The organism is Rhodopseudomonas palustris (genome assembly GCF_003591005.1).
Lineage (GTDB): Bacteria > Pseudomonadota > Alphaproteobacteria > Rhizobiales > Xanthobacteraceae > Rhodopseudomonas > Rhodopseudomonas palustris_K.
Genome location: NZ_QYYD01000006.1, coordinates 82,398 through 109,393 on the forward strand (window position 1 = coordinate 82,398; position 26,996 = coordinate 109,393).

Genomic DNA, 26,996 nt, shown 5'->3' on the forward strand with positions numbered 1-26,996 from the left:
ATCACTTGACTGTACAAAAAGGGACTTCCGCCGTGGACATCGGAGAGCGTGCGACATTTTTGCGTGAGGACACTGCGGCGACGGCGCCTGCCGCCGAACCGCACCTCAATGGCTGCCCGTGGCACGACGTCACCGAGATGCTGTCGTCGGTCGGCCTGCGCCCGACCCGCCAGCGCATGGCGTTGGGCTGGCTGCTGTTCGGCAAGGGCGACCGGCATCTGACCGCCGAAATGCTGTACGAAGAGGCCAGCCAGGCCAAGGTTCCGGTGTCGCTGGCGACCGTCTACAACACGCTGAACCAGCTCACCGAGGTCGGTCTGCTGCGCCAGGTCAGCGTCGACGGCACCAAGACCTATTTCGACACCAACGTGTCGGCGCACCAGCACTTCTATCTCGAGAACAACCACGAGCTGATCGACATTCCGGATCAGCACGTCGCGCTGCGCCAGACCCCCGAAGTTCCCGAGGGCTACGAAATCGCCCGCGTCGACGTCGTCGTCCGCATCCGCAAGAAGGCTTGATCCTTTAGAGAGCCGGCGCCTCCCGCGCGTCGCCCTCACCCCAGCCCTCTCCCGCAAGCGGGAGAGGAAGCGCGCCGTGCTTGCGGCGAGGGTGGTGATTTGTCTCGAACGCTCGAAGTGATCTCAGACCTCTCCCCGCGTCGCAGCCGGACTCTCTCTCTCCCGCTTGCGGGAGAGGGCTGGGGTGAGGGCGAGTCGAGTCGCAGCACTCCATCATCACTTCGGACGATCAGCGCCCGCTCAATTCACCTGCTCGTCCGCATACACGCCCCACAGCCGCTGCTTCTCGATCCAGCCGTCGAAGCCCTGGCCGATGATCCGGCACCAGCTGGCGTCGCAGCGCTTGATCTGGGCGACGACGCCGGCCTGCAGCCGCGCCGCGACGGCGGCGCCGGTCGAGGCGCTTTCGTACAGAGTCGCCAGCTCGTCCTTGTCCTTCATGGTGATCACCGCGGTCCGCCGGCCGGACAGCAGCGAGTGATACACCCAGCCCTCGGCGCCTTCGGAGTCGCGCACCCGCCGCCAGTTTTCGAACTCGGCGGTGATTTCCACCGGCAGTCCGGCGCGAGTGTAGACCCAGGCGACGTCGTTGTCCTTGGTCGGGCCGATCCGGACGTTGACGTGATCCGACTTCAGGCTGACATAGCGCGGCACGGGCAGCCCGCTGGCCGAGAGCGGCGAGTCCTTCGCGGCGAGCACAGGCGCCGCGGCACCTACCATCGCACCTGCGAACAACAACACTGCAACCGGACTCTTCAGCTTCATATGACACGCCCCTCAGTTTGGTGATCGTGCGCGTCGCTGGGGGGAAACCACAGCCGGATAGTGGGGTCCTTGTCTTGGCGCGGTCTTCTGCTAGAGAAAGCCGGAAGGCATCCGGTGACCCCGAGCTGGTGAAGGGACCGAACGGAAGGGACCCGCCCCTGCGGTCGCGCTGTAGCGGGAGTGTCGAACAGGTCGGTTAACGCCGACTAAACAGTCGCGCCAGACTCGGCAGAGAGCGTGTGAATGTCGGTTAAGAAGAAGCCTCTGGTCGTCGTCACCCGCAAGCTTCCGGACTCGATCGAAACCCGGATGCGCGAACTGTTCGACGCGCGGCTCAATCTCGACGACGAGCCGATGTCGGCCGAGAAGCTCGCCGAAGCGGCACGCACCGCCGACATTCTGGTACCAACCGTCACCGACACCATCACGGCCGAGATGCTGAACCAGCCGGATTGCCGGCTCAAGCTGATCGCGCATTTCGGCAACGGCATCGACAATCTCGACGTCGCCGCCGCGCACGCCCGTGGCATCACCGTCACCAACACCCCGAAGGTGCTGACCGAAGACACCGCCGACATGACGATGGCGCTGATTCTCGCGGTGCCGCGGCGGCTGATCGAAGGCGCGGCGCTGCTCACCGACGGCGGCGAGTGGCCCGGCTGGTCGCCGACCTGGATGCTCGGCCGCCGGCTGGGCGGTAAGCGGCTCGGCATCATCGGTATGGGCCGGATCGGCCAGGCGGTGGCGCGGCGTGCCCGCGCCTTCGGGCTGCAGATCCATTATCACAACCGCAAGCCGGTGGCGCCGCGGATCGCCGACGAGCTCGGCGCGACCTATTGGGATTCGCTCGACCAGATGCTGGCCCGGATGGACATCATCTCGGTCAACTGCCCGCACACGCCCGCGACCTTCCATCTGTTGTCGGCGCGCCGGCTCAAGCTGATCCGCAAGGACGCCTTCATCGTCAACACCGCGCGCGGCGAAGTGATCGACGAAGAGACGCTGACCCGCCTGATCGAGAGCGGCGACATCGCCGGCGCCGGCCTCGACGTCTACGAGCACGAGCCCGCCGTGAACCCGAAGCTGGTCCGCCTCGCCAAGCACGGCAAGGTCGTGCTGCTGCCGCACATGGGCTCGGCCACCATCGAGGGCCGCGTCGAGATGGGCGAGAAGGTGATCATCAACATCCGCACCTTCCTCGACAACCACAAGCCACCGGACCGCGTGCTGCCGGGGATGCTGTAAGCGAACTAATCAGCTCAGCGCCCGCGTCGCCCTCACCCCAACCCTCTCCCGCAAGCGGGAGAGGGGGCTCGCGGTGCATGGGGAGATGGCGATTGATGATTTCGGACTCACGACAGATGTAAAGCCTCTCCCCGACCGCAGCGGGGCCCCCTCTCCCGCTTGCGGGAGAGGGCTGGGGTGAGGGCGCCCCAGGCACTGACTCAGCGACTCTCCCGCTTCCGCCACGCCGCCGCAAAATCGATGAACGCGCGCAGCGCCGGCGGCGGTTGGCGGCGGCTCGGGTAGTACAAGAACGGGCCGGGAAACGGGTCGCACCAGTCGCTGAGCACACTGACTAACCGTCCGGCCGCCAGATCGTCGCGCACATAGTCCAGAAAACTCACCGTCACACCCAACCCGTCGCGTGTCGCGCGCAGCGCCAGCGCGATCGAATTGACCCGCAGCGGCCCGGGCGGCGCGATCCGCACCGTGCGCCCGTCTCGCTCGAATTCCCAATCCGGCACCGCGCCGCTCTCATAGCGAATGCCGATGCAGCGGTGATTGAGCAGATCCTGCGGCTGCCGCGGGGTGCCGTGCCGCGCCCAATAGTCCGGCGTCGCCACCACGACGTAATGCTGCGGCGGCCCGAGCGGCACCGCTACCATGTCCTGCGCCAGGTGTTCGCCATAGCGCACGCCGGCGTCGAAGCCGGCCGCGACGATGTCGATCAGCGTGGCCTGCACGATCACTTCGAGTTCGATCAGCGGATGCGCGGCGAGGAACGGCCCGAGCATCGGGCCGAGCACCAGTTCGGCGGCCGGCGCCGGCGCGTTGATCCGCAGCCGCCCGGACGGCACCGCGCGTAGTCCGCGCACCTGGTCGACCGCGGCATCGATGTCGCGCAGCATCGGGCCGATCCGGCCGAGCAGCAGTTCGCCGGCTTCCGTCAACGCGACGCTGCGCGTGGTCCGGTGCAGCAAGCGCACGCCGAGGCCGTCCTCGAGCTCCCGCAGCCGCTGGCTGAGGCTCGAGGTCGATACCCGCTGCTCCAGCGCGGCGCGGCGGAAATTGCCGGTCCGGGCCACCGCCGCGAACGCCGAGAGGTCGCGCAGATCGATCTGGGTCATTGTTCGATATCCTGAACAGTCTATCCGGCATTGTCCAGCTTATCGCATGCCGCTGCGTCGACCATATCGGGCACATCAACCCGAAAGGACTTCCGCGATGATCACCCGCAAACTCGGCACCGCCGGCCCGCTCGTCTCCGCCCTCGGCCTCGGCTGCATGGGCATGTCGGACCTCTATGGCCCATCCGACCGCGCCGAAAGCATCCGCACCATTCACGCCGCGCTCGATGCCGGCGTCACGCTGATCGACACCGGCGATTTCTACGGCATGGGCCACAACGAGATGCTGATCGGCGAGGCGCTGAAGGGTCGCAACCGCGACGCGGTGCAGCTCAGCGTCAAATTCGGCGCGCTGCGCGATCCGCAGGGCGGCTTCGCCGGCTTCGACGGCCGCCCCGCGGCGGTGAAGAACTTCCTCGCCTACACGCTGCAACGGCTCGGCGTCGATCACATCGACATCTATCGCCCGGCGCGGCTCGATCCGAACGTGCCGATCGAGGATACGATCGGGGCGATCGCCGACCTGGTGCAGGCCGGTTATGTCCGCGGCATCGGCCTGTCGGAAGTCGGCAGCGACACCATCCGCCGCGCCGCCAAGGTGCATCCGATCGCCGATCTGCAGATCGAATACGCGCTGATCACCCGCGGCATCGAGGACGACATCCTGCCGACCTGCCGCGACCTCGGCATCGGCATCACCGCTTACGGCGTGCTGTCGCGCGGGCTGATCGGCGGCCATTTGTCGAAGCCGCCGGCCGCCAATGACTATCGCAGCCACAGCCCGCGTTTCCAGGGTGCCAATCTCGACGCCAATCTGGCGCTGGTGGAGAAGCTGCGCACCATCGCGGACGGCCTCGGCGCCTCGGTGGCGCAGATCGCGATCGCCTGGGTGCTGGCGCAGGGCGACGACATCGTGCCGCTGATCGGCGCCCGCACCGTGCCGCGGCTGCAGGAAGCGCTCGGCGCGCTCGATGTCGAGCTGACGCCCGCACATCTCGCCGCCCTCACCACCGCAATGCCGCGCGACGCCGCAATGGGCACGCGCTATCCAGACGTGCAGATGGCATTCCTGGATAGCGAGAAGTAACAGGCGCTGCACCCGCGTCGCCCTCACCCCAACCCTCTCCCGCAAGCGGGAGAGGGGGCTCGCCGCATGCGGGGCGAGGGGAGTTGATGAACTCGGATTCAAGATTGATAGTTCAGTGATTTCGGATAGTGCAAAGCCTCGCCGCGCCCGCAGCGCGCTCCCTCTCCCGCTTGCGGGAGAGGGCTGGGGTGAGGGCGCCCCAGGCAGTGAGTCCGTTATCGATGCGCGCTCAGATCGCGGATGCTCGGCGCATTCCCGTTCAGCGGATTGCCCGGGTCGCGGCCGTAGCGCAGCGTCTCGAATCGCATGCTGCGCGCGTCGATCATCAGCAGCCGCCCGACCAGGCCTTCGCCGAAGCCGACGATCTCGCGGATCGCTTCCAGCGCCATCATCGAGCCGAGCGTGCCGGCGAGCGCGCCCATCACGCCGGCCTCTTCGCAGGCCGGCACCGTGCCGGGCGGCGGCGCTTCGGGAAACAGGCACCGATAGGTCGGGTTGCGTTCGCCGGCGGCGTTGGTTTCATGCCCCCGGATCGTCGTCAGCGAACCGTCGAACGGGCCGAGCGCCGCGGTGACCAGCGGCTTCTTGGCGAGGTAGCAGGCGTCCGCCACCAGATAGCGCGTCGCAAAATTGTCCGAGCCGTCGAGCACCAGGTCGCAGGCCCCGATCAGCTCCAACGCATTCGCCGCATTGATCCGCGTCGCGTGCGGCACGACCGTGACATGCGGATTGAGCGCCGCGATTCGTGCTGCAGCGCTGTCGACCTTGCGGGCACCGACATCGGGCGTCGCGTGGATGATCTGCCGCTGCAGGTTCGACAGCGACACGACATCGTCGTCGACGACATGCAACGTCCCGACACCGGCCGCCGCCAGATACATCAGCACCGGCGCGCCGAGTCCGCCGGCGCCAATCACCAGCACGCGCGCGTTGCGAAGCGCCGCCTGACCAGGCCCGCCGACCTCGCGCAGCACGATATGGCGGGCGTAGCGCTCCAGCTCCTCGGCACTCAGCATGATGGGGATGTGTCCTTCACTCTCGGACGAGCGTCTGACGGCACGCATCGAACCCGTCGACCGTTGTTTCTGACCAAGCATCTATGATTATCTGCGCCGAGCTCAACCATGGCGCGATGCGGGTGGGAATTGTCATGAGATCGATACTGGCCGCAACCCTGGTGATCGCGGGTCTGACCGGGGCCGCTGCGCAGACCGCACCGGCGCCGTCCGCCGTGCCCGGCGTCAAGCCGAAGCCCGTCGCCACCACACCGATCCGTCCGGCGCTGCAAACCCCGGGTGAGACCGTCACCGCAATGACGCCGGCGGAGCGTCAGGCGATCCAGTCGGATCTGGCCTGGATCGGCGCCTACAACGGCGTGATCGACGGTCAGGCGTCCGACCGCATGGTGGCGGCCATCAAGGCGTTTCAGAAGGATCACGGCGCCAAGCAGACCGGCGTGCTCAATCCGCAGGAGCGCGCCCAGCTCGCCGAGGCGGCGCGCAAACTGCAGGGCAATGTCGGCTGGAAGCTTGTGACCGATATGGTCACCGGGGCGCGGCTCGGCATTCCGGCGAAGCTGGTACCGCAGCAAACCTCGGACGCCAATGGCAGCAAATGGTCGTCCGCGACCGGCACCATCCAGATCTCGCTGGCGCGGCGCAAGGAAGCCGGCGTCACCACCGCCAAACTCGCCGATCAGGAGAAGAAGCAGACCGGCCGCCAGCTCAGCTACAGCGCAGTCAAGCCGGATTTCTTCGTGCTGTCCGGCCTGCAGGGCCAGAAGAAATTCTACATTCGCGGCGCCTTCAAGGACGCCGAGGTGCGCATCCTCACCATCCTGTACGATCAGGCCACCGAAGGCACGATGGAGCCGGTGGTGATCGTGATGTCGAGCGCGTTCACGCCGTTCCCGGCCGGCGTGCTGGCCGGCCCGCCGCCGCGCAAGAAGGTGGAGTACTCGACCGGCGCGATCGTCAGCGACGACGGCGCCATCCTGGCCGACCGCGAGGCGGTCGATGCCTGCGTGTCGATCGTGGTCGCCGGCCACGGCAATGCCGATCTGGCCGCGACCGACAAAACGCACGACCTCGCGCTGCTGCGGATTTATGGCGCCCGCGGGTTGAAGCCGCTGGCGCTCGCCGCCGCGAAGGCGCCGGCGACGGTCGATCTCGTCGGCATCGCCGATCCGCAGAGCCAGGGCGGCGGCGCCGCGGTCAGCGTCGCGCGCGCCAGCGTCACGCCGGTCGGGACCGGCGGGCTCGCGCTGTCGCCGCCCCCCGGCCTCGGCTTCTCTGGCGCTCCCGCGCGCGACGCCGACGGCAAATTCGCCGGCCTCGCGCTGCTCCGCCCGCCGCAGGTCGCCGGCCCGGCGAACGGCGTCGTTGCGACGCAAGCCATGCTGGTCGATGCGGAGGCGGTGCGCAAGTTCTTGCTAAGCGCCAATGTCAAGCCAACCACAGAGGCCGGCGACGCCAAAGCGAGCGTTGTGCGCGTGATCTGCGTGCGGAAATAATTGCGGCGGACTCACTCCCCGCGTCGCCCTCACCCCACCCCTCTCCCGCAAGCGGGAGAGGGAGCCGGCCGTGCTTGGGGCGACAACGATGTCATCCCGCAGCGCCCAAGTTTATGCACGACATCAACCCCACTTGCGGCGGAACTCCCTCTCCCGCTTGCGGGAGAGGGTTGGGGTGAGGGCGAGCCGAGCACGGCGTCTACGCAACTACTTCTGACAAACCGAACACCAGAACGTCGATCGCCCGTTCTGCACGAAGCGTTTCACCACGCCGTTGCAGCCTTCCGTCCGGCAGCGTTCGTCCTCGCGGTCGTACACCGCGAAGGAATGCTGGAAGTAACCGAGTTCGCCGGAGGTCTGGCGGTGGTCGCGCAGTGACGAGCCGCCGGCCTTGATCGCGTCGTGCAGCACGTCGCGGATTGCGTCGGTCAGGCGGAGCGCGCGGTCGGTCGGGGAGCCTTTGCGGTCGGCCAGCGCCGCGGCCTTGCGCTTCGGCGACAGATGCGCGCGCCACAGCGCCTCGCACACATAGATGTTGCCGAGCCCGGCGACGACGCGCTGGTCGAGCAGCGCGGCCTTCAGGCTGGTCTGCTTGCCGGCGCAGGCCCTGGCCAGCATCGCGGCGTCGAAGGCGTTGCCGAGCGGCTCCGGGCCGAGGCCCTTGAGATGCGGCTCGTCGTCGATATCGGCGCGGGCGAAGATCTTCATGAAGCCGAATCGGCGCGGGTCGTTGAAGATCACCCGGGCGCCGCTCGACATCTCGAACACCACATGATCGTGGGCGCGGTCCTCGCTGCGCGGATGGTGAAACTCGCCCGGCGTCGCGGCGCCGCCCTCGGTGACGACGCGGAACGAGCCCGACATGCCCAGATGCATCAGCAGCACTTCGCCGGAAGAGAGGTCGGCCAGCAGATATTTGGCACGCCGCCCGAGTCCGGTGATGGTCTGCCCCGTCAGCCGCGACACGAAGTCCTGCTGAAACGGAAACCGCAAATCGGCGCGGTTCGCCACCGCCCGCTCGATCCGGAATCCCTCCATGGCCGGCGCGAGGCCGAGGCGGACGGTTTCGACTTCGGGAAGTTCGGGCATCTTGGGCTCTTTCGATCCAGGCGGGACACTCTCCCCGTCATTGCGAGGAGCGTAGCGACGAAGCAATCCAGCGACGGGCGCCGTCTGCGGCTCTGGATTGCTTCGCTGCGCTCGCAATGACGGGGTGAGGGCAGTCGGAGGCCCGCCAATCCGCCCGGCGGCTAGGGCATTCAGGTGATAGCGCCTGCCGCCTCGGCGCGCTATATGGTGCGCCGCGGAGCGGGTTTTCGCGTTTCGGGCGGCTTTGGCCCGGAAAGACCTCCGCGCGCAGGAGTGACCACCATGACTCAGCCGAACGAGACCACGCATTTCGGCTATCGCGACGTGCCGCTGGACGACAAGCAGACGCTGGTCAACGACGTGTTCCACAGCGTCGCCAGCCGCTACGACCTGATGAACGACCTGATGTCGGGCGGAATGCATCGGTTGTGGAAGGACGCGATGATCACGACGCTGAATCCGCCGCGTGACGACACGCCGTTCCGGCTGCTCGACGTCGCGGGCGGCACCGGCGACATCTCGTTCCGCGCCGCCAAGGCCTCGGGCGCCGGCTTCCACGCCACGGTCTGCGACATCAACACCGACATGCTCGAGGTCGGCCGCCAGCGCGCCGCCGAGCGCCACCTCGACGATCGCATCGAGTTCGTCGAGGGCAATGCCGAAGCGCTGCAGTTCGCCGACAAGAGTTACGACGCCTATACGATCGCGTTCGGCATCCGCAACGTGCCGCGGATCGATCTCGCCTTGAAGGAAGCCTACCGGGTGCTGAAGCCGGGCAGCCGCTTCCTGTGCCTCGAGTTCTCGACCGTCGACGTGCCGGGCCTCGCCAAGGTCTACGACCTGTTTTCCTTCAAGGTGATCCCGCAGATCGGCCGCGTCGTCACCGGCGATGCCGACAGCTATCAGTATCTGGTCGAATCGATCCGCAAATTCCCGCGGCCGTATGATTTCGCCGAGATGATCCGCGACGCCGGCTTCGCGCGGGTCAACTGGCAGATCATGAGCGGCGGCATCGTGGCGATGCATTCGGGCTGGCGTTTGTGATCGCAGCCCTGACGCATGTGGCGCGGCTCGCCCGCGCCGCCTTCGTGTTCGCGCGCGAAGGCGTGTTCGGCGTGGTCGATCCGGCGCTGATTCCGCCGGCTGGGCAATTGCCGGTGCGGCTGGCGCGGCTGATCGAGCGGCCCGGCGCCAAATCGGGCGCACGGCTGTCGCGCGCGCTAACGCGGCTCGGCCCGGCCTATCTCAAGCTCGGACAGTTTCTGGCGACGCGGCCCGACGTGGTCGGCGTGGCGATGGCGCGCGATCTCGAAGCCTTGCAGGACCGGCTGCCGCCGTTCTCGCAGGACGAAGCCAACGCGGTGATCGCCGCCTCGCTGGAGCGGCCGGTCGAGCAGGCCTTCGTCAGCCTGTCGCCGCCGGTCGCCGCGGCTTCGATCGCCCAGGTGCATCGCGGCGTCGTCGAGGTTGGCGGCGTGCACAAGCAGGTTGCCGTCAAGGTGCTGCGTCCCAATGTGGCGGCGCGCTTCAAGCGCGATCTGTCGGACTTCTTCTTCGTCGCCGACAAGGCCGAGCAGTATTCGTCCGAGGCGCGGCGGCTGCGGCTGGTCGAAGTCATCAACACGATGTCGCGTTCGGTGGCGATGGAGATGGACCTGCGGCTCGAAGCCGCGGCCGCCTCCGAGATGGCCGAGAACATCAAGGACGATCCGGATTTCCGGGTGCCGGCGGTGGACTGGGACCGCACCACCCACAACGTGCTGACGATGGAGTGGATCGACGGCATTCCGCTCAACGATCACAAGCGGCTCGCCGAGGCCAATGTCGACACCGTGTCGCTCGGCCGCAAGGTGATCCAGAGCTTCCTGCGCCACGCGCTGCGCGACGGCTTCTTCCACGCCGACATGCACCCGGGCAATCTGTTCGTCGATCCGCAGGGCAAGCTGGTCGCGGTCGATTTCGGCATCATGGGGCGGCTGCTGCCGAAGGAGCGGCGCTTCCTCGCCGAGATCCTGCTGGGCTTCATCACCCGCAACTATCGCCGCGTCGCCGAAGTGCATTTCGAGGCCGGCTACGTGCCGCCGCATCATTCGGTCGAGAATTTCGCGCAGGCGATCCGCGCCATCGGCGAGCCGATCCACAATCGGGTGGCCGAGGAAATCTCGATGGCCAAGCTGCTGACCCTGCTGCTCGAGGTCACCGGGCTGTTCGACATGCGCACCCGGCCTGAATTGATTCTTCTGCAGAAGACCATGGTAGTGGTCGAGGGCGTGGCGCGTAGTTTCGATCCGAAGCTCGACATCTGGAAGGTCGCCGATCCTGTGGTGCGCGAATGGATTCAGCGCAACCTCGGTCCGGTCGGCAAGGTCGAAGGCGCGCTCACCGGCGCCGGCGAACTCGGCCACACGCTGAGCGGCCTGCCGACCATCGTGTCGCGCGCCGTCACCGTGCTGAACCAGCTCGAAGTGATGACCAAGGACGGGCTGGTGCTGGCGCCGGAGACCATCGCGGCGATCGGCCACTCCGAACGCCGTCGCACCCGCGGCCGCACCGTCGCGCTGTGGATCATTGCGGTGACGTTCATTGGCGTTCTCATCGCGATGTCGCGGCTGTAATGCTGGCATTGCTGTCAGGGCTTGCTAGCAGTGCATACGAGCGGTAGCTTCCCACCATGGCAAACCTGACGATCCGCAAACTCGACGAGATGCTGAAGGCCGAGCTGCGCCAGCGCGCCGCCGCCAATGGCCGGTCGATGGAAGACGAAGTGCGGGTGATCCTGCGCGATGCCGTGCATCAGCGCCACGGCTTTGCGCCGGGCTTGTCTCAAGCCGGCGGCGAGACCGTTCCGGACGACATAACGTCCGACGATCACTCGGTCCTTGCTTCCGCCCGGCCGTCCGCAGCGCGCGTCACGCTGATCGTCGGCGGCGGCATCGCGGCCTACAAGGCGATGGACCTGATCCGCCGGCTGAAGGAGCGCGGCGCCGAGGTGCGCGTCGTGCTGACCAAGGCGGCGCAGCAATTCGTCAGTCCGCTCACCGCCAGCGCGCTGTCGCACCAGCGCTGCTACACCGATCTGTTTGATCCGCAGAGTGAGTTCGACGCCGGCCACATTCGTCTCGCCCGCGACTGCGATCTGATCGTCGTCGCGCCCGCCACCGCCGACCTGATGGCCAAGATGGCCGGCGGCCACGCCGACGATCTTGCCACCGCGATCCTCTTGGCGACCAATCGCCCGGTGCTGCTGGCGCCGGCAATGAATCCCCTGATGTGGAATAATTCGGCGACGCGTCGCAACGTCGATCAGCTGAAGCGCGACGGCATCACCATGGTCGGCCCGAATGCCGGCGAGATGGCCGAGCGCGGCGAGGCCGGCACCGGCCGCATGGCCGAGCCGATCGAAATAGCCGCCGCCGCACAGGCACTTTTTGCACCGCCGCCGCGGCCGCTGCGGGGCCGCCGGGTGCTGATCACCGCCGGTCCGACGCACGAGCCGATCGATCCGGTGCGCTACATTGCTAATCGCTCGAGCGGCAAACAGGGCTACGCGATCGCCGCTGCCGCGGCGCGCGCCGGCGCCGAGGTGGAACTGATATCAGGCCCGGTCGATCTCGCCGCTCCCGAGGGCGTCACGTTGACGCGTGTCGAGTCGGCGCGTGAAATGCTCGCTGCCGTACGCAGCGCATTGCCGGCCGACGTCGCGATCTTTGCCGCCGCGGTGGCCGACTGGCGCGTTGCCAGCGAAGGCGAGCAGAAGATCAAGAAGGGGACCGGCGGCCCGCCGCCGCTGCAACTCACCGAGAACCCTGACATCCTGGCGACAATTGCCCAGCTCACCGAGCAGCGCCCGAAGCTGGTGATCGGCTTCGCGGCCGAGACCGAGAATCTGCTGGGCAACGCCCGCGCCAAGCTCGCCCGCAAGGGCTGCGACTGGATCGTCGCCAACGACGTTTCGCCCGCCACCGGGGTCATGGGCGGCGACCGTAACACCGTGCATCTGTTGATGAAATCCGGCGACGCCGTCGAGATCGATTCGTGGCCGGTGATGACCAAAGACGACGTCGCGCGGGCGCTGGTGCAACATATCGCGCAGGTGACGGAACAAGACTCAATACAAGACTCGGAAGTACACGCCTGATGAGCAAACCCGTCGCCGTCGAGATCAAGCAACTGCCGCACGCCGCCGACCTGCCGCTGCCGTCGTACCAGACCGTGCACGCGGCCGGCCTTGATCTCTGCGCCGCCAACCCGGACGATGCGCCGCTGGTGCTGGCGCCAGGACGCCACGCGCTGGTACCGACAGGATTGTCGATCGCTCTGCCAACGAACTACGAGGCCCAGGTGCGCCCGCGCTCCGGCCTTGCCGCCAAGTTCGGCGTCACCGTGCTGAACGCGCCCGGCACCATCGATGCTGATTATCGCGGCGAGATCGGCGTGTTGCTGATCAATCACGGCACCGAGCCCTTCACCATTCGGCGCGGTGAGCGCATCGCCCAGATGGTGATCGCGCCGGTGGTGCAAGCCGAACTGATCAGCGTGGAAGAATTGTCCGAGACGGCGCGCGGTGTGGGAGGCTTCGGCTCGACCGGCCGCTAGATTTTGTGTCAAGCGAGCGACGATTTGTCAGTTAAAAATATACTTCGCCGTTTCGTCACCCGCCCTCGCGACGTTCACGGTCTGGACTCTTACCCGCCAAGTTGCGAACAGGATATTGTCGAGCGATTCGGCGGCGGCGTTGACGATCTGCGATCGCGTCGAGTGGTTGGGGCAATCCATGTCAGACGTATTGGGGTCGATGCGTCGGGCCTGCTTGTCGTGCACGTCACTCGTGCGCGGTGCCGCAGGGGCTGGCTTACTAGCGGCATCGACGCCGGCGTGGGCCGACGAGCATCTCGCCGCACTCACGTCCCGCATGATCACAGATTTCAGCCGGCACGAGCTGGTGACGCTGGCGATGGCCGTGTCGGTGCTCGGCTTCTCGGTGGTGTCGGCGATCCTGCTGATGCGCACGCGGCAACGCGCTGCGGCGGAAGAAACCCGGCTGCGGACCGACGTCCAGACCCTGCAGGCGGAATCGGATCGGTTGCGCGCGCTGCTGTTCGTGGAACCTCAGGTGCTGATCTCCTGGCCGGCCGGCGATGATCGTCCGCAGATCAGCGGCGACATCGCGCTGCTGCTGCCGCACGAGCCGCACGGCGCCAAGCCGCAGCGCATCCTGGCGTTCGGCACGTGGCTGCCACCCGAGCCTGCGCTGCAGATGGATCACGCCGTCGACGCGCTGCTCGACAAGGGCGAAGCCTTCCTCCTGCACCTGACCACGTCGACCGGCCGCGCCATCGAGGCGATGGGCCGCGCCATCGGCGGCCAGGCCATCCTGCGGCTGCGCGAACTCAGCGGCGTGCGCCGCGAACTGGCCGACATGTCGCGGCGCTACAAGGCGCTGCAGGACGAGACCGAGATGCTGCGCGGCTTCGCCGAAGCGGCGCCGTGGCCGATCTGGACGCGCCGCGCGTCGGGCGAACTCGCCTTCGCCAACGCCGCCTACGCGCGGGCCACCGACGCCGGCAGTCCGGCCGATGCGGTCAGCCGCAATCTCGAACTGCTCGACAGCAACGACCGCGGCAATCTCGCCCGCTCCCTGCACGAGGAGTCGGAATTTGCTGCGCGGCTGCCGATCGTGGTGCGCGGCGAGCGCCGCTATTTCGATGTGCGAGCGCTGCGGCTCGCTCATGGCAGCGCCGGCATCGCGGTGGATTCCAGCGAGGCCGCGGCGCTCGGCGCCGCGCTGGTGCGGATGGCGGACGCGCACCGCCGCACGCTGGATCAGCTGTCGTCCGGCGTCGCGGTGTTCGACGCGCAGCGGCGGCTGGCATTTTACAACGACTCCTATCGCAAGCTGTGGGATCTCGACCGCGCCTTCCTCGACAGCCATCCGGATGATTCCAGCGTCCTCGACCGGCTGCGCGCCGCGCGCAAACTGCCGGAAGAGCGCGACTTCAAGGCGTGGAAAAACAAGCTCCACGAGGCCTATCGGGCGGTCGAAGCCGAGAAGGCGATCTGGTATCTGCCCGACGGCCGCGCCATCAGCATCGTCACCACGCCCAATCAGGAAGGCGGCGTCACCTATCTGTTCGACGACGTCACCGAAAGCCTCGATCTGCAGCGCCGCTATGGCGGGCTGATCGACGTCCAGCGCGAGACGCTCGACAATCTGACCGAGGCGGTGGCGGTGTTCGGCAGCAATGGCTGCGCGCAACTGTTCAATCCGGCATTCACCCGGATGTGGAACCTGTCGGCCGAGGCGCTGGCGAGCCGGCCGCACATCGAAACCGTCGAGGACTGGTGTCGGCCGCTCTATGATGACGAGATAAGCTGGCAGGCGCTGCGCAGCGCCATCACCGGGATCGACGATCGCCGCAACGTGCTCTTGAAGCTGGAGCGCCGCGACGGCTCGGTGCTGTCGTGCAAGACGATGCCGCTGCCCGACGGCGCCACGATGCTGACGTTCCAGGACATCACCGACACCGAGAATGTCGAGCGCGCGCTGCGGGAACGCAACGAGGCGCTGGAGACCGCCGACCGCATCAAGATCGACTTCGTCCATCACGTCTCCTACGAACTGCGCTCGCCGCTGACCACGATCATCGGCTTCGCGCATTTCCTTAGCGATCCGAGCACCGGCCCGCTCACCGACAAGCAGGCCGAGTACCTCGCCTACATCACCACCTCGACCAATGCGCTGCTGGCGATCATCAACAACATCCTCGACCTCGCCAGCATCGACGCCGGCGCGATGACGCTCAATCTTGGCCCGATCGATATCCGCCGCGCCATCGACGCGGCGGTCGAGGGCATCCAGGATCGCCTCGCCCGCGACCAGATCACGCTCGATATCGACGTCGATCCGAGCATCGAGGGCTTTGTCGGCGACGAGCGCCGCGTCGTGCAGGTGCTGTACAATCTGCTCGCCAACGCGGTCGGCTTCTCGCCGCCGCAGGCTGAAGTGAAGCTGGCGGTGCGCAAAGCCGGCAACCGCATCGTGTTCTCGGTCACCGACGCCGGCCCCGGCATCGATCCGGCCGTCAAGGACAAGGTGTTCGACTGGTTCGAAAGCCACTCCCAGGGCTCGCGGCATCGCGGCCCTGGCCTTGGTCTGGCGCTGGTACGATCCTTCGTCGAACTGCACGGCGGCAAGGTCCAGGTCGATTCGGTGGTCGGGCACGGCACCACGGTGGTGTGCGAATTTCCGATCGACCAGACCGCGCAGCGTAACGCGGCCGAATGACGGCGCCGGCGACATTCTCGGTCGCGCTCGCCAACGAGACGGCGACGGCGCGGCTGATGGCGGAGATCGCGCTGCTGATCGGCCCTGGTGATGTCGTCACGCTGTCGGGCGATCTCGGCGCCGGCAAGACCGCGGCGGCGCGGGCAATGATCCGTTATCTGGCCGGAGACGACGACTACGAAGTCCCGAGCCCGACCTTCACACTGGTACAAAGCTACGAGCTGCCGCCGTTTCCGCTGCTCCACGCCGATCTGTATCGCATCGAAGATCCCGGCGAGCTCGAAGAGATCGGGCTGTCGCCGCTGCCGGACGGCGCAGTGGCGCTGATCGAATGGCCGGAGCGGGCGCCCGGCGCGATGCCGGACGACCGCATCGACATCGCGCTCAGCCATCGTCCGGCGCTCGGCTCGCTGGCCCGCGCCGCAGAAATCACCGGCCACGGCAAGGCCGCCGCGCAGGTCGAGCGGCTGGCGGCGCTGCGCAGCTTCATCGAAACTTCCGGCTATGCGGAGGCCGACCGCCGCCACATGCCGGGCGACGCTTCGACACGGTCCTACGCGCGGCTGATCAAGGACGGCCAATCGCTGATCCTGATGAATGCGCCGCGGCGGCCCGATGGTCCCGCGCTGTACGCCGGCAAGAGCTACAGCGCTGCAGTGCATCTGGCCGAAGACGTCCGGCCGTTCGTGGCGATCGCAAGCGGGTTGCACGCACGGCGCTTCTCGGCGCCGGCGATTTTGCACGCCGATCTCGATTCGGGCTTCCTGATCACCGAGGATTTCGGCCGCGAAGGCGTCGTCACCGGATCGCCGCCGGCGCCGATCGCTGAGCGCTATCAGGCCGCTGCCGATCTGCTGGCGACGCTGCATGGCCAGGCGCTGCCCGACACGCTGCCGTTGCCGCAGGACAACTACGCCATCCCGGTGTTCGACCTTGAGGCGATGCTGATCGAGGTCGGGCTGATGACCGAATGGTATCTGCCCGATCGGGGCGTCGCGCTCGCCGCCAGCGACCGCGCCGATTTCGTCGCGCTGTGGCGCCGGCTGCTGGGCGGCCTCGCCGACGAGCCACACACCTGGGTACTACGCGACTATCACTCACCGAACTTGATCTGGCTGGAGGAGCGCGACGGCATCGCGAAGGTCGGTGTGATCGATTTTCAGGACACCGTGCTCGGTCCGCCGGCCTACGACGTGGTGTCGCTGCTGCAGGATGCGCGGATCGACGTGCCCGAATCGCTCGAGCTGGCGTTGTTCGGCCGCTACATCAAGGCGCGGATCGCCGCCGACCCGAGGTTCGATCCCGCCCGCTTCGCCCAGCGCTACGCGCTGATGTCGGCGCAGCGTAACACGCGGCTGCTCGGCACCTTCGCACGGCTCAACCGGCGCGACGGCAAGCCGCATTACCTGAAGCATCAGCCGCGGATCTGGACTTATCTGATGCGTTCGCTGGCGCACCCGTCGTTGGTTGAACTGAAGGCCTGGTCCGACGCTCACGTGCCGCCTCCACGGTGATTTCAGCGACAGGTTTTACCCGATATTAGGCGACCGCTCCCTACCCTCGACGCCTCGACAGTCTTCCCGTAAATCGCACGCCTGGTCGCTGCGTCGGGGCGAGGGACCTCATGGTTGGTGAACGGAACAAGGACGGCCGCGTCGTGTTCGAACGCGGCATCCGGGCGCAGATGATGGCGATCGACGGCACCTGGCGCCGGCCCTGCCTGCTCGAGGACGTCTCTGAAGCCGGCGGCAAGCTCACCATCGAGGGCGCCGTCGACGGCCTCAACCTCAAGGAATTCTTCCTGCTGCTGTCGTCGACCGGGCTGGCCTATCGGCGCTGCGCGCTGAGCTGGGTCAATGGCGACCAGATCGGCGTCAGCTTCCTGCGCCATGACAAAAAGAAGCGCCCGAGCAGCCGCGCCGGAACCGCAACCGCCTAGAGCTTTTCCGGTTCTGATAGAATCACCGGAGCTCTAAATCTTTCTTCTGACGCGTTTTCTTCACGCGAACCGGTATCCACTCCGCTCGAAAACGCTCTACACTGTTTCGCGGAAGCGGCTTCGCGCGGGTCGTGGTGTCGCACCGTCGTCATGGTTGGCGACTACCCAAGGACCGTTGATACACCGGTCGCCGCTGCGTGATACAATCGATTCGCACCGATCCGATCCGGTCCGAAACGCGAGCGATGATGTCCGTTCAACCTTCCCGCGCCATGGTGCTTGCTGCAGGCTTCGGCCTGCGCATGCGCCCGCTCACCGACAACAAGCCGAAGCCGCTGGTGCGCGTCGCCGGCAAGCCGCTGCTCGACCACGTGCTCGACAGGCTCGCCGAGGCCGGCGTGACCGAAGCCGTGGTCAACGTGCACTATCTGCCGGACCAGATCATCGATCACGTCGTATCGCGGACGGCGCCGAAGGTGATCATCTCCGATGAACGCGACATGGTGCTCGGCACCGGCGGGGCCGTGGTCAAGGCACTGCCGCTGCTCGGCGATGCGCCGTTCTATCATCTCAACGCCGATACGCTGTGGATCGACGGCGTGCGACCGAATCTCGCGCGGCTTGCCGATGCGTTTGACCCGGCCCGGATGGACATCCTGCTGCTGATGGCGCCGACCGCGGGCAGCATCGGCTATGCGGGCAAGGGAGACTTTGCAATGGCGCCGGACGGGTCCTTGCGCAAGCGCAAGGAGAACGAGGTGACGCCGTTCGTTTATGCGGGCGTCGCCATCATGTCGCCGGCGATCTTCGCCGACGCGCCGCGGGGCGAATTTTCGCTGACCAAGATGTTCGATGAGGTGGCCGAGCAGGGCCGGCTGTTCGGGCTGCGGCTCGACGGCACGTGGATGCATGTCGGCACGCCGGATGCGGTCGCGGCGGCCGAGCGGGCCTATCTCGCCAGCGTCGCCTGAGGGCCGCCGCACCTCCCGTGCGGTGCGCCGCCATGGCATGATCGCCGGATCGGCGAATCAGGGTGTCCATGCGCGTTTTCAGTGTTCCGTCTTCCGCGCCGTTTCTGCGCTCGACAATTGCCGCGCTGGTCGATGGCGAACTGATCGAGGGCTTTTCGGTCCGCACCCAGCCCGAGCGGCTGGCCGAAGCGACGCTTTATCTGCCGACCCGCCGCGCCGGACGGCTGGCGCGCGACATCTTCCTGGACGTCCTCGGGACCGACGCCGTGCTGCTGCCGCGCATCGTCGCGCTCGGCGGCATCGACGAGGACGAGTTGGCGTTCGCACAGGCGGCCCAAGGCGTTGCCGATCTCGAAATTCCGCCCGCGCTCGACGGCCTGCCGCGCCGGCTGCTGCTGTCGCAGCTGATCGCCGTCTGGGCCAAGAGCCTGCGGCCGGGCGATCCGCATCAGGCGCCGCTCGTCATCGGTGGCCCGGCCTCGACTTTGGCGCTGGCCGACGATCTGGCGCGGCTGATCGACGACATGGCGACGCGCGGCGTCGACTGGACCAAGCTCGATAGCTTGGTGCCGGATGCGTTCGACCGCTACTGGAAGCTGACGCTCGACTTCCTCAAGATCGCCGGCCAGTGGTGGCCGCAGCATCTGCGCGAGACCGACCGGATCGAGCCGGCGGCGCGGCGCGATCTGTTGATCGAGGCCGAAACCCGCCGCCTTGCGGCGCATCAGGGCGGGCCGGTGATCGCCGCCGGCTCGACCGGTTCGATGCCGGCGACCGCGCGGCTGCTGCATGCCATCGCCGGGCTGCCGCACGGCGCCGTGGTGCTGCCGGGGCTCGACACTGAGCTCGATGACGCAGCGTGGGATCTGATCGAAGGCACGCGCGACAAGCAGGGCAGGCAGCTAACGCCGCCGTCGCCCAACCATCCGCAATTCGCCATGCATGGCCTGCTGACGCGGATGGGCCTGCAGCGCCGCGACGTCCGGCGGCTGGGCGTGAGCGCGCGGCCGGGCCGCGAAGTCCTCGCCTCCGAGGCGATGCGGCCGTCGGCCGCGACGGCGGTGTGGCACGACCGGCTGGCCGATCCGCAGGTCGAGCAACTGATCGAAGCCGGAGTTGAGAAGCTGACGCTGATCGAGGCGCCGAATTCCGAGATCGAGGCGCTGGCGATCGCGGTGGCGCTGCGCGAGGCGACCGAACTCGGCCGCACCGCCGCTCTGGTGACGCCGGATCGCGCGCTGGCGCGCCGCGTCGTCGCCGCGCTCGGCCGCTGGAATCTGCCGGTCGACGATTCCGGCGGCGATTCGCTGATGGACACCCAGGCCGGCATTTTCGCGCGGCTCGCTGCCGAGGCCGCGCTGCATGGCTGCGAGCCGCCGACGCTGCTGGCGCTTCTGAAACATCCGCTGCTGCGGCTCGGCCGCGCCGCCGGCGGTTGGCGGCATGCGATCGAAACGCTGGAACTGGCGCTGCTGCGCGGGACCCGGCCGTCGCCGGGCTGCGAAGGGCTGCTGCGGGACTACGCGTCGTTCCGCGCCGAACTCGCCAAGCACAAGCGCGGCGAACTCAGCGCGCTGCACGCCTCGGAGCCGCGCGCGCGGCTCGGCGATGACGCGCTCGATGCCGCGCAGGCGCTGATCGACGAACTCCGCACAGCACTGCTGCCGTTGGAGAGCGTCGGCAAAGATCCGATCGACCTGTGCGTGTTCGGCCAGCGTCATCGCGAAGTGCTCAAAGCGCTGTCGAGCGATGCGGACGGCATCGCCGTGGCGTTCGAAGGCCAGGGCGCGGCATTGCTGCGCGCCTTCGACGACCTCGCCGAAGTCGAGCCGAGCGCCGGCGTGCCGGTGCCGCCGCACGACTATCCGGATGTGTTCGAGACCGCGTTCGGCGATATCACCGTGCGCCGGCCTGAACTCGCCGAAGCCGCGCTGCGGATCTACGGCCCGCTCGAAGCGCGGCTGACGACGCATGACCGCGTCATTCTCGGCGGGCTGGTCGAGGGCGTGTGGCCGCCGGCGCCGCGGATCGATCCGTGGCTGTCGCGGCCGATGCGTCACGAGCTTGGCCTCGATCTGCCGGAGCGCCGCATCGGGCTGTCGGCGCACGACTTCGCGCAGGCGCTCCGCGCCGACGAAGTGATTCTTACCCATGCCAACAAGGTTGGCGGCGCGCCGGCGGTTGTGTCGCGGTTTCTGCACCGGCTCGAAGCGGTTGCCGGCAAGACGCGGTGGGGTACGCTGAAGCAGCGCGGCCAAGCGTATCTTGACTATGCGCAGGCGCTCGATCGTCCCGCCGAGGTGAGGCCGATCGCGCAGCCGGCGCCGAAGCCGCCGCGCGAGGCGCGGCCGCTGAAACTGTCGGTCACGGCGATAGAGGACTGGCTGCGCGATCCCTACACGATCTACGCCAAATACATCCTCGGCCTGTCGCCGCTCGATCCGGTCGACATGCCGCTGTCGGCGGCCGATCGCGGCTCGGCGATCCACGAGGCGCTCGGCGAATTCACCGAGCGCTTCGCCGATGAATTACCAGAGGATCCGGCGCAGATGCTGCGCGAGATCGGCGCCAAACACTTTGCGCCGCTGATGGATCATCCCGAGGCGCGGGCGCTGTGGTGGCCGCGCTATCTGCGCGTCGCCGGCTGGTTCGCCAATTGGGAGCAGGACCGCCGCCCGCATCTGCGCCACGTCATCGCCGAGCGCAGCGGTTCGCTGTCGATCCCGCTCGACGGCGGCCGCAATTTTGTCTTGTCGGCGCGCGCGGATCGCATCGAGCACCGTGCCGACGGCAACTACGCGATTCTCGACTATAAGACCGGCAACCCGCCGACCGGCAAGCAGGTCCGCATGGGGCTGTCGCCGCAGCTGACGCTGGAAGCCGCGATCCTGCGCGCCGGCGGCTTTGACGGCATCGATGCCGGCGCCTCGGTCGCCGAACTCACTTACGTCAAGCTCAGCGGCAACTCGCCGCCGGGCGACGAGCGCGTGCTCGAACTCAAGATCGACCGCAAGGACGAGCCGCAGGAGCCCGACGATGCCGCAGCCGAGGCGCTGGCCAAACTCACCGGCCTGATCCGCCGCTTCGACGACGAGGCGCAGCCCTATCACGCGCTGGTGCTGTCGATGTGGGCGCAACGCTACGGTCGCTACGACGATCTGGCGCGGATCAAGGAATGGTCGGCGGCCGGCGGAGTAGGAGAGGGCGCATGAGCAGGCCGCGCATCATTCCGGATCAGGCGCGCGAGCGGCAGATCCTCGCCTCCGATCCGACCGCGTCGGTGTTCGTCTCGGCCAATGCCGGATCGGGCAAGACGCATGTGTTGGTTCAGCGCGTCATTCGTCTGCTGCTCGACGGCGTGCCGCCGGAACGCATCCTGTGTATCACCTTCACCAAGGCGGCCGCCGCCAATATGGCGGAGCGGGTGTTCACCACGCTTGGCCGCTGGGTGACGCTGGACGATGATCAGCTCGCCGACGCCATTCGCCAGACGGGTATCAAGTCGGTCGGCCCCTCGCTGCTGGCGCAGGCGCGAAAACTGTTCGCCTGTGCGCTGGAGACGCCGGGTGGGCTGAAGGTGCAGACCATCCACGCGCTGTGCACCCGGCTGCTGCAGCAGTTTCCATTCGAAGCCAACGTGCCGGCGCGCTTCACCGTGCTGGACGATCGCGACCAGGCCGAGCTGATGCAGCGCGCCAGCCTCGCGGTGCTGCTGCAGGCCGCGGCGGCGCCGGGCAGCGCGGCCGGCCAGGCACTGGCGCTGGCGATGACCAGCGCGGCCGATATCACCTTCCGCGAGGTGGTGCATGAAGCCAGCATGAGCCGCGACCGCTTCCTCGGCTGGGTGGCGCAGGCCGGCGGCGTCGACGGCGCGATGGCGCAGTTATCAACGACACTCGGCGTGGCGCCCGATGATAGTTGCGCCGACGTCGATCGCGACATCGTCGACGGCCCGTATCTGCCGCGCGCCCGCTGGGCCGGCAGCGCCGCCGTGTTCGAGGGCGGCAGCAAGACCGATCTGGATCAGGCGCAGCGGCTGCGCGACGCGCTGGCGGCGAGCGACACCGCGCAGCTCGAGAAGTATCTCGAGCTGTTCTTCACCAAGGACGCCAAGCTGCGCAAAAGCTTCGCGACCAAGAAGATCGCCGACCCGATGCCCGGCTTTGCCGAGGATCTGAAACGCGAGGGCGAGCGGCTCGAAGGCCTGCTGGAGCGCCGCCGCGCACTGCTGATGCGCGAGCGCACAAGGGCGCTCTTGGTGATCGCCGCCGATGTCGCCGGACGGATCGCGCGCGAGAAGCAGGAACGCGGGCTGCTCGACTACGACGACCTGATCGACAAGACGCTGCAAATGCTCGACAGCGGTGCGTCGAGCTGGGTGCATTTCAAGCTCGACCGCGGCGTCGATCACGTGCTGATCGACGAGGCGCAGGATACGTCCCCGAAGCAGTGGGACATCGTCGCGCATCTGATCGCGGAGTTCACCGCAGGTGAGGGCGCGCGCGACGGCATCAAGCGCACGGTGTTCGCGGTCGGTGACGAGAAACAGTCGATCTTTTCGTTTCAGGGCGCGGTGCCGAAGGAATTCGCCGAGCGCCGCGACCTGCTGCAGCGACGCTTCCACGGCGCCGGGCTGAGTTTCGAGAAGGTCAGCTTCAACTACTCGTTCCGCTCCGGCGCCACCATCCTGCACTCGGTCGATCATGTGTTCCGCGATCCCGAGATCTATCGCAGCATCCACGCCGATACGAGCTACCCGCTGCACCAGGCGCTCAACGATGCCGGTCCCAGCCTGATCGATCTGTGGCCGCTGGAACTTCCCGACGAGAAGCAGTCGATTGAAGGCTGGCGCGCGCCGTTCGACGCGGTGTCGGAGACCAGCCCCGAAGTGCGGCTGGCCGACAAGGTCCGCGCCGAGATCGCCGCGCTGATTGCCGAGGGCACGATGACTGGCCCGGTCGGTGCGCGGCGCCGGCTCAGCTATGGCGACGTACTGATCCTGGTGCGGCGGCGCGGCTCGGCGTTCGATGCGGTGATCCAGGCGCTGAAGCGCGGCGGCATTCCGGTCGCCGGCGCCGACCGGCTGAAACTGACCGAGCACATCGCGATCATCGATCTGATGAATCTCGCCGACGCGCTGCTGCTGCCGCAGGACGATCTGGCGCTGGCGGTGGCGCTGAAGAGCCCGCTGTTCGGCCTCGACGACGACGATCTGTTCCGGCTCGCCTGGCGCCGCAACGGCTCGCTGCGCGCTGCGCTGCGCGACAAGGCGGCGGGCGATGCGAAACTCACAACCGCGCAGCAGCGTCTCGACGCCTGCGCGACGCGGGCGCTGGCCGATACGCCGTTCGGCTTTTACGCGTGGCTGCTCGGCGGCGATGGCGCGCGCGAGAGCGGCCGCGCCCGCATCCTGCGCCGGCTCGGCCCGGAGGCCAACGACGCGCTCGACGAGTTTCTCGAATTGGCGCTGAGCTTCGAGCAGAAGCAGGCGCCGTCGCTGCAGGGCTTCATGGCATGGCTGCGCGCCGCCGACACCGAGATCAAGCGCGACATGGAGATTTCGCGCGACGAAGTCCGGGTGATGACCGTGCACGGCGCCAAGGGTCTCGAAGCGCCGGTGGTGTTCCTGGTCGATACCACGTCGTCGCCGGCCGACACCCAGCGGCTCAATCTGATCCGGTTGCCCGCCGGCAACGCGCAGCCCGGCGCGCCGTCCGCGATGGTGTGGGCCGGCCGCAAGGCCAATGATCCGCGTATCGTCGAGCAGGCCCGCGCCGCGATGATCGCCGAGACCGAGGACGAGTATCGCCGCCTCTTATACGTGGCGATGACCCGCGCGGCGGACCGGCTGATCGTCGGCGGCTGCATGCCGGGCAATCGCAACGACGTCCGCGCGCTGTCCTGGTACGACCTGATCAGCAAGGGCCTTGAAAATTCGGGTCTGGCGATGCGCACCGTGCCGCCGCCCGATGGCGCGGTGAAGCGCTATTGCCGCCCCGAGGACGACGTCGTCGAGACGGTCGCGCCCATCGCGGCGCAGGACGAAACGAAGACGATCGACCTGCCGGTCTGGCTGCATAAATCCGCCCCAGCGCGGCGCGAGCCGGAGCCGCTGTTGCGGCCGTCCGATTCCGACGACGCCGATCAGCGCCGCCTGCGCCGCGGCGAGTCTCCCGAGCAGCGCGCCCGCGCCCTGCAGCGCGGCACGCTGGTGCACCGGCTGCTGCAATCGCTGCCCGATCTGCCGACGGAGGCGCGGCCCGGCGCCGCCGCCCGCTTCCTCGCCCGCAACGCGGCCGATTGGGACGCACCCGAGCGCGATGCGCTGGCCGCGCGGGTGCTCGAGGTGATCGGCGATCCCCGCTTCGCCGCGGTGTTTGCGCTGGGCAGCCGCGCCGAGGTGCCGATCGTCGGCCGGCTGCAGCGCCATGGTGAGCCGGTCCTGGTGTCCGGCCAGATCGACCGGCTGGTGGTGACCAAGACCGACGTGCTGATCGTCGATTTTAAGACCAATCACGCCCCGCCGCGCAGCCTGGCGGACGTGCCGCCCGCCTATCTGCGCCAGCTCGCGCTGTACCGCGCCGTGCTGGCCCGGCTTTATCCCCAGCGCACCGTCCGGGCCGCCCTGCTGTGGACCGAAGTGCCTGAGATCATGGAGCTTTCGGCGCCTGCGCTGGACGCGGAGCTGACCCGGTTGACGGCCGCGTGAGCGTGCTTGACCCCGCCCCGGCGCGTTCATACGTTGATTTCATCATCCGGGCGCGATTCCCTTACCGCCCTTATCCGCTCCCCCACGAGGTATCCCATGGCCGTAGGCAAGGTGTCTGACTCTGATTTCGAAGCTGAAGTTCTCAAGGCGCAGGGCCCAGTGGTGGTGGATTTCTGGGCCGAGTGGTGCGGACCGTGCCGCATGATCGCCCCGGCGCTGGACGAGATTTCCGGCGCGATGGGCGACAAGGTGAAGATCGTCAAGCTCAACGTCGACGAGAGCCCGGTCACCGCGTCGAAGTACGGCGTGATGTCGATCCCCACCCTGATGATCTTCAAGGGCGGCGAAATGGCCTCCCGCCAGGTCGGCGCCGCGCCGAAGGCCAAGCTGCAGCAGTGGATCAGCTCGGCGGTCTGAACCAGGGCGCTCCACGAACGTTTGTAACGGCCGGCAATCGCCGGCCGTTTTGCGTTTCCGGCCTCTCGTCATTGCGAGGAGCGAAGCGACGAAGCAATCCAGCCCCGTGCTCGGCGCTGGATTGCTTCGCTTCGCTCGCAATGACGGGGATGGACCGGCTGGTAACGAGTGAGTTCGTATCGTGGCTGCGCGGAAATCATCCAACACCAAGACGGGCGCCGCCCCGCTCGCGCCGATGGAGGCGCGGTCGGTCGATGCAATTCCGACCGGGGCGGAGTGGCAGTACGAGCCGAAATGGGATGGTTTTCGCTGCCTGATGGTACGCAGCGGCGACGCCGTCGTGCTGTGGTCGAAATCCGGCGAGGACCTCACCCGTTACTTCCCGGAGTTAGTTGTCGCCGCGCGCGAGCTGAAGGCCGAGCGCTTCGTGCTCGATAGCGAGATCGTGGTGCCGCAGGGGAAGGCGTTCTCGTTCGATGCGCTGCTGCAGCGGATTCATCCGGCCGCGAGCCGGGTGAAGAAACTTTCAACCGAGACACCGGCGCTGCTGCTGGTGTTCGATCTGCTGGCGAACCCGCGCGACGACGCGCTGGGCGGGCAGCCCCTATCTGAGCGGCGCAAAGCGCTCGAAGCCTTCGCTAAGGCGCAGTTCAAAGGTCATCCGACCTTTCACCTGTCGCCGGTCACCACCAGTGACAAGCAGGCCGCCAAATGGCTGGCGCAGGCCGGCGGCGGCTCCGACGGGGTGATCGCCAAGCGGCGCGATCTCGCGTATCAGTCGGGCAATCGCGACGGCATGCAGAAGATTAAGAAATTCCGCAGCGCTGATTGCGTGGTCGGCGGCTTCCGCTACGCCAGCGCCACGCTGAACGGCCGCAAGGTGGTCGGCTCGCTGCTGCTCGGGCTCTATGACGAAGCCGGCCTGCTGCATCATGTCGGCTTCACCTCGGCGCTGAAGCGCGCCGAGAAGCCGGCGCTCACCGACAAGCTGGAAAAGTTGCCGGGCGAAGGCTTCACCGGCAATGCGCCGGGCGGGCCGAGCCGGTGGTCGACCGAGCGTTCGTCGCAATGGCAGAAGCTTGCGCCCAAGCTGGTCGTCGAAGTCTGCTACGATCACTTCAGCGGTGAGCGCTTCCGCCACGGCACCAGCCTGCTCCGCTGGCGGCCCGACAAGGCGCCGCGGCAATGCACGATGGACCAGCTCGAGCAAACGCACATCGATCCGCTCAAGCTGCTGGGGTGAGATCCGGGGGCAAGTAACAACATTTTCTCTCTTCATCGACGGCTGATTCCTTCAAGTTCTTCGCTCACCTTCGTCATGGCCGGGCTTGTCCCGGCCATCCACGCCTT

General features: G+C 67.5%; 21 protein-coding genes. 16 read left to right on the top strand and 5 right to left on the bottom strand.

What is annotated here, in order from left to right; genetic code table 11:
• Window positions 1-38: 38 nt before the first annotated feature.
• Window positions 39-521, top strand: a complete 483-nt coding sequence (gene irrA / locus D4Q52_RS07565) for an iron response transcriptional regulator IrrA (RefSeq protein ID WP_425328460.1) — start codon at window positions 39-41, stop codon at window positions 519-521.
• A gap of 240 nt (window positions 522-761) precedes the next feature.
• Here the strand turns inward: irrA and D4Q52_RS07570 are convergent, their stop codons facing one another.
• On the bottom strand, window positions 762-1,241 hold the full coding sequence (locus D4Q52_RS07570) for an SH3 domain-containing protein (protein WP_425328461.1): 480 nt from the start codon (window positions 1,239-1,241) through the stop codon (window positions 762-764).
• Between the two features lie 288 nt (window positions 1,242-1,529).
• Between D4Q52_RS07570 and D4Q52_RS07575 the strand changes: the two genes are divergently transcribed.
• Window positions 1,530-2,531 carry a 2-hydroxyacid dehydrogenase gene (locus tag D4Q52_RS07575; protein ID WP_119855945.1) on the top strand — a complete coding sequence of 334 codons (1,002 nt, stop codon included), beginning with the start codon at window positions 1,530-1,532 and terminating at the stop codon, window positions 2,529-2,531.
• Between the two features lie 200 nt (window positions 2,532-2,731).
• Here D4Q52_RS07575 and D4Q52_RS07580 read toward each other — a convergent pair whose 3' ends face one another.
• Window positions 2,732-3,637 (bottom strand): LysR family transcriptional regulator, encoded by a 906-nt coding sequence (locus tag D4Q52_RS07580; protein WP_119855946.1) that lies wholly within the window; start codon window positions 3,635-3,637, stop codon window positions 2,732-2,734.
• Window positions 3,638-3,734: 97 nt separating this feature from the next.
• On the opposite strand from D4Q52_RS07580, the gene D4Q52_RS07585 reads away from it, so the two are divergent.
• Window positions 3,735-4,724 (top strand): aldo/keto reductase, encoded by a 990-nt coding sequence (locus D4Q52_RS07585; RefSeq protein WP_119855947.1) that lies wholly within the window; start codon window positions 3,735-3,737, stop codon window positions 4,722-4,724.
• Window positions 4,725-4,939: 215 nt separating this feature from the next.
• On the opposite strand, the gene D4Q52_RS07590 is transcribed toward D4Q52_RS07585, so the two are convergent.
• A complete protein-coding gene (locus D4Q52_RS07590) occupies window positions 4,940-5,740 on the bottom strand; it encodes a HesA/MoeB/ThiF family protein (RefSeq protein WP_119855948.1) in 801 nt (266 codons plus the stop codon).
• A 134-nt stretch (window positions 5,741-5,874) separates the two neighbouring features.
• Here D4Q52_RS07590 and D4Q52_RS07595 point away from each other — a divergent pair, with 134 nt between their 5' ends.
• Entirely contained in the window at window positions 5,875-7,236 is a 1,362-nt protein-coding gene (locus tag D4Q52_RS07595; protein ID WP_119856048.1) for a peptidoglycan-binding protein, read from the top strand.
• A gap of 207 nt (window positions 7,237-7,443) precedes the next feature.
• Here D4Q52_RS07595 and mutM read toward each other — a convergent pair whose 3' ends face one another.
• Window positions 7,444-8,325 carry a bifunctional DNA-formamidopyrimidine glycosylase/DNA-(apurinic or apyrimidinic site) lyase gene (gene mutM / locus D4Q52_RS07600; RefSeq protein WP_119855949.1) on the bottom strand — a complete coding sequence of 294 codons (882 nt, stop codon included), beginning with the start codon at window positions 8,323-8,325 and terminating at the stop codon, window positions 7,444-7,446.
• A 282-nt stretch (window positions 8,326-8,607) separates the two neighbouring features.
• On the opposite strand from mutM, the gene ubiE reads away from it, so the two are divergent.
• Genes ubiE through dut form a run of 4 tightly spaced genes read left to right on the top strand, consistent with a single transcriptional unit; the run spans window position 8,608 to window position 12,921 of the window.
• Window positions 8,608-9,369 carry a bifunctional demethylmenaquinone methyltransferase/2-methoxy-6-polyprenyl-1,4-benzoquinol methylase UbiE gene (ubiE, locus tag D4Q52_RS07605; protein ID WP_119856049.1) on the top strand — a complete coding sequence of 254 codons (762 nt, stop codon included), beginning with the start codon at window positions 8,608-8,610 and terminating at the stop codon, window positions 9,367-9,369.
• Window positions 9,366-10,940 carry a 2-polyprenylphenol 6-hydroxylase gene (gene ubiB / locus D4Q52_RS07610; RefSeq protein ID WP_119855950.1) on the top strand — a complete coding sequence of 525 codons (1,575 nt, stop codon included), beginning with the start codon at window positions 9,366-9,368 and terminating at the stop codon, window positions 10,938-10,940. Before ubiE ends, ubiB begins: the two co-directional genes overlap by 4 nt.
• Window positions 10,941-10,996: 56 nt before the next feature.
• On the top strand, window positions 10,997-12,463 hold the full coding sequence (gene coaBC / locus D4Q52_RS07615) for a bifunctional phosphopantothenoylcysteine decarboxylase/phosphopantothenate--cysteine ligase CoaBC (RefSeq protein WP_119855951.1): 1,467 nt from the start codon (window positions 10,997-10,999) through the stop codon (window positions 12,461-12,463).
• The gene (gene dut / locus D4Q52_RS07620) at window positions 12,463-12,921 is read left to right on the top strand and encodes a dUTP diphosphatase (protein ID WP_119855952.1); all 459 of its coding nucleotides are present in this window, start codon (window positions 12,463-12,465) and stop codon (window positions 12,919-12,921) included. The genes coaBC and dut overlap by 1 nt, the downstream gene beginning before the upstream one ends.
• Window positions 12,922-12,948: 27 nt before the next feature.
• Here dut and D4Q52_RS26450 read toward each other — a convergent pair whose 3' ends face one another.
• A complete protein-coding gene (locus tag D4Q52_RS26450; protein WP_182915269.1) occupies window positions 12,949-13,146 on the bottom strand; it encodes a hypothetical protein in 198 nt (65 codons plus the stop codon).
• Between D4Q52_RS26450 and D4Q52_RS07625 the strand changes: the two genes are divergently transcribed.
• The 8 genes from D4Q52_RS07625 (at window position 13,100) to D4Q52_RS07660 (ending at window position 26,889) form a co-directional block, all read left to right on the top strand.
• The gene (locus D4Q52_RS07625; RefSeq protein ID WP_119855953.1) at window positions 13,100-15,610 is read left to right on the top strand and encodes a sensor histidine kinase; all 2,511 of its coding nucleotides are present in this window, start codon (window positions 13,100-13,102) and stop codon (window positions 15,608-15,610) included. The genes D4Q52_RS26450 and D4Q52_RS07625 overlap by 47 nt on opposite strands.
• Entirely contained in the window at window positions 15,607-17,124 is a 1,518-nt protein-coding gene (gene tsaE / locus D4Q52_RS07630; protein ID WP_119855954.1) for a tRNA (adenosine(37)-N6)-threonylcarbamoyltransferase complex ATPase subunit type 1 TsaE, read from the top strand. The genes D4Q52_RS07625 and tsaE overlap by 4 nt, the downstream gene beginning before the upstream one ends.
• Before the next feature lie 110 nt (window positions 17,125-17,234).
• Entirely contained in the window at window positions 17,235-17,549 is a 315-nt protein-coding gene (locus D4Q52_RS07635; RefSeq protein WP_119855955.1) for a PilZ domain-containing protein, read from the top strand.
• Between the two features lie 248 nt (window positions 17,550-17,797).
• Entirely contained in the window at window positions 17,798-18,520 is a 723-nt protein-coding gene (locus tag D4Q52_RS07640) for a nucleotidyltransferase family protein (protein WP_119856050.1), read from the top strand.
• A 68-nt stretch (window positions 18,521-18,588) separates the two neighbouring features.
• A complete protein-coding gene (gene addB / locus D4Q52_RS07645; RefSeq protein ID WP_119855956.1) occupies window positions 18,589-21,732 on the top strand; it encodes a double-strand break repair protein AddB in 3,144 nt (1,047 codons plus the stop codon).
• A complete protein-coding gene (gene addA, locus D4Q52_RS07650) occupies window positions 21,729-25,229 on the top strand; it encodes a double-strand break repair helicase AddA (protein WP_119855957.1) in 3,501 nt (1,166 codons plus the stop codon). Before addB ends, addA begins: the two co-directional genes overlap by 4 nt.
• A gap of 96 nt (window positions 25,230-25,325) precedes the next feature.
• Window positions 25,326-25,646, top strand: a complete 321-nt coding sequence (gene trxA, locus D4Q52_RS07655; RefSeq protein WP_054163299.1) for a thioredoxin — start codon at window positions 25,326-25,328, stop codon at window positions 25,644-25,646.
• 181 nt (window positions 25,647-25,827) lie between these two features.
• Entirely contained in the window at window positions 25,828-26,889 is a 1,062-nt protein-coding gene (locus D4Q52_RS07660) for an ATP-dependent DNA ligase (RefSeq protein ID WP_283805659.1), read from the top strand.
• Window positions 26,890-26,996 lie beyond the last annotated feature (107 nt).

Excerpts from the sequence above, each read along its gene's own strand:
- D4Q52_RS07635 (WP_119855955.1), top strand. The coding sequence starts at position 17,235 with ATGGTTGGTGAACGGAACAAGGACGGCCGCGTCGTGTTCGAACGCGGC.
- D4Q52_RS07570 (WP_425328461.1), bottom strand. The coding sequence starts at position 1,241 with ATGGTAGGTGCCGCGGCGCCTGTGCTCGCCGCGAAGGACTCGCCGCTC.
- addA (WP_119855957.1), top strand. The coding sequence starts at position 21,729 with ATGAGCAGGCCGCGCATCATTCCGGATCAGGCGCGCGAGCGGCAGATC.
- D4Q52_RS07640 (WP_119856050.1), top strand. The coding sequence starts at position 17,798 with ATGTCCGTTCAACCTTCCCGCGCCATGGTGCTTGCTGCAGGCTTCGGC.
- D4Q52_RS07585 (WP_119855947.1), top strand. The coding sequence starts at position 3,735 with ATGATCACCCGCAAACTCGGCACCGCCGGCCCGCTCGTCTCCGCCCTC.
- addB (WP_119855956.1), top strand. The coding sequence starts at position 18,589 with ATGCGCGTTTTCAGTGTTCCGTCTTCCGCGCCGTTTCTGCGCTCGACA.
- D4Q52_RS07580 (WP_119855946.1), bottom strand. The coding sequence starts at position 3,637 with ATGACCCAGATCGATCTGCGCGACCTCTCGGCGTTCGCGGCGGTGGCC.
- mutM (WP_119855949.1), bottom strand. The coding sequence starts at position 8,325 with ATGCCCGAACTTCCCGAAGTCGAAACCGTCCGCCTCGGCCTCGCGCCG.
- D4Q52_RS07575 (WP_119855945.1), top strand. The coding sequence starts at position 1,530 with ATGTCGGTTAAGAAGAAGCCTCTGGTCGTCGTCACCCGCAAGCTTCCG.
- tsaE (WP_119855954.1), top strand. The coding sequence starts at position 15,607 with ATGACGGCGCCGGCGACATTCTCGGTCGCGCTCGCCAACGAGACGGCG.
- D4Q52_RS07595 (WP_119856048.1), top strand. The coding sequence starts at position 5,875 with ATGAGATCGATACTGGCCGCAACCCTGGTGATCGCGGGTCTGACCGGG.
- coaBC (WP_119855951.1), top strand. The coding sequence starts at position 10,997 with ATGGCAAACCTGACGATCCGCAAACTCGACGAGATGCTGAAGGCCGAG.
- dut (WP_119855952.1), top strand. The coding sequence starts at position 12,463 with ATGAGCAAACCCGTCGCCGTCGAGATCAAGCAACTGCCGCACGCCGCC.
- ubiE (WP_119856049.1), top strand. The coding sequence starts at position 8,608 with ATGACTCAGCCGAACGAGACCACGCATTTCGGCTATCGCGACGTGCCG.
- D4Q52_RS07625 (WP_119855953.1), top strand. The coding sequence starts at position 13,100 with ATGTCAGACGTATTGGGGTCGATGCGTCGGGCCTGCTTGTCGTGCACG.
- trxA (WP_054163299.1), top strand. The coding sequence starts at position 25,326 with ATGGCCGTAGGCAAGGTGTCTGACTCTGATTTCGAAGCTGAAGTTCTC.
- D4Q52_RS07590 (WP_119855948.1), bottom strand. The coding sequence starts at position 5,740 with ATGCTGAGTGCCGAGGAGCTGGAGCGCTACGCCCGCCATATCGTGCTG.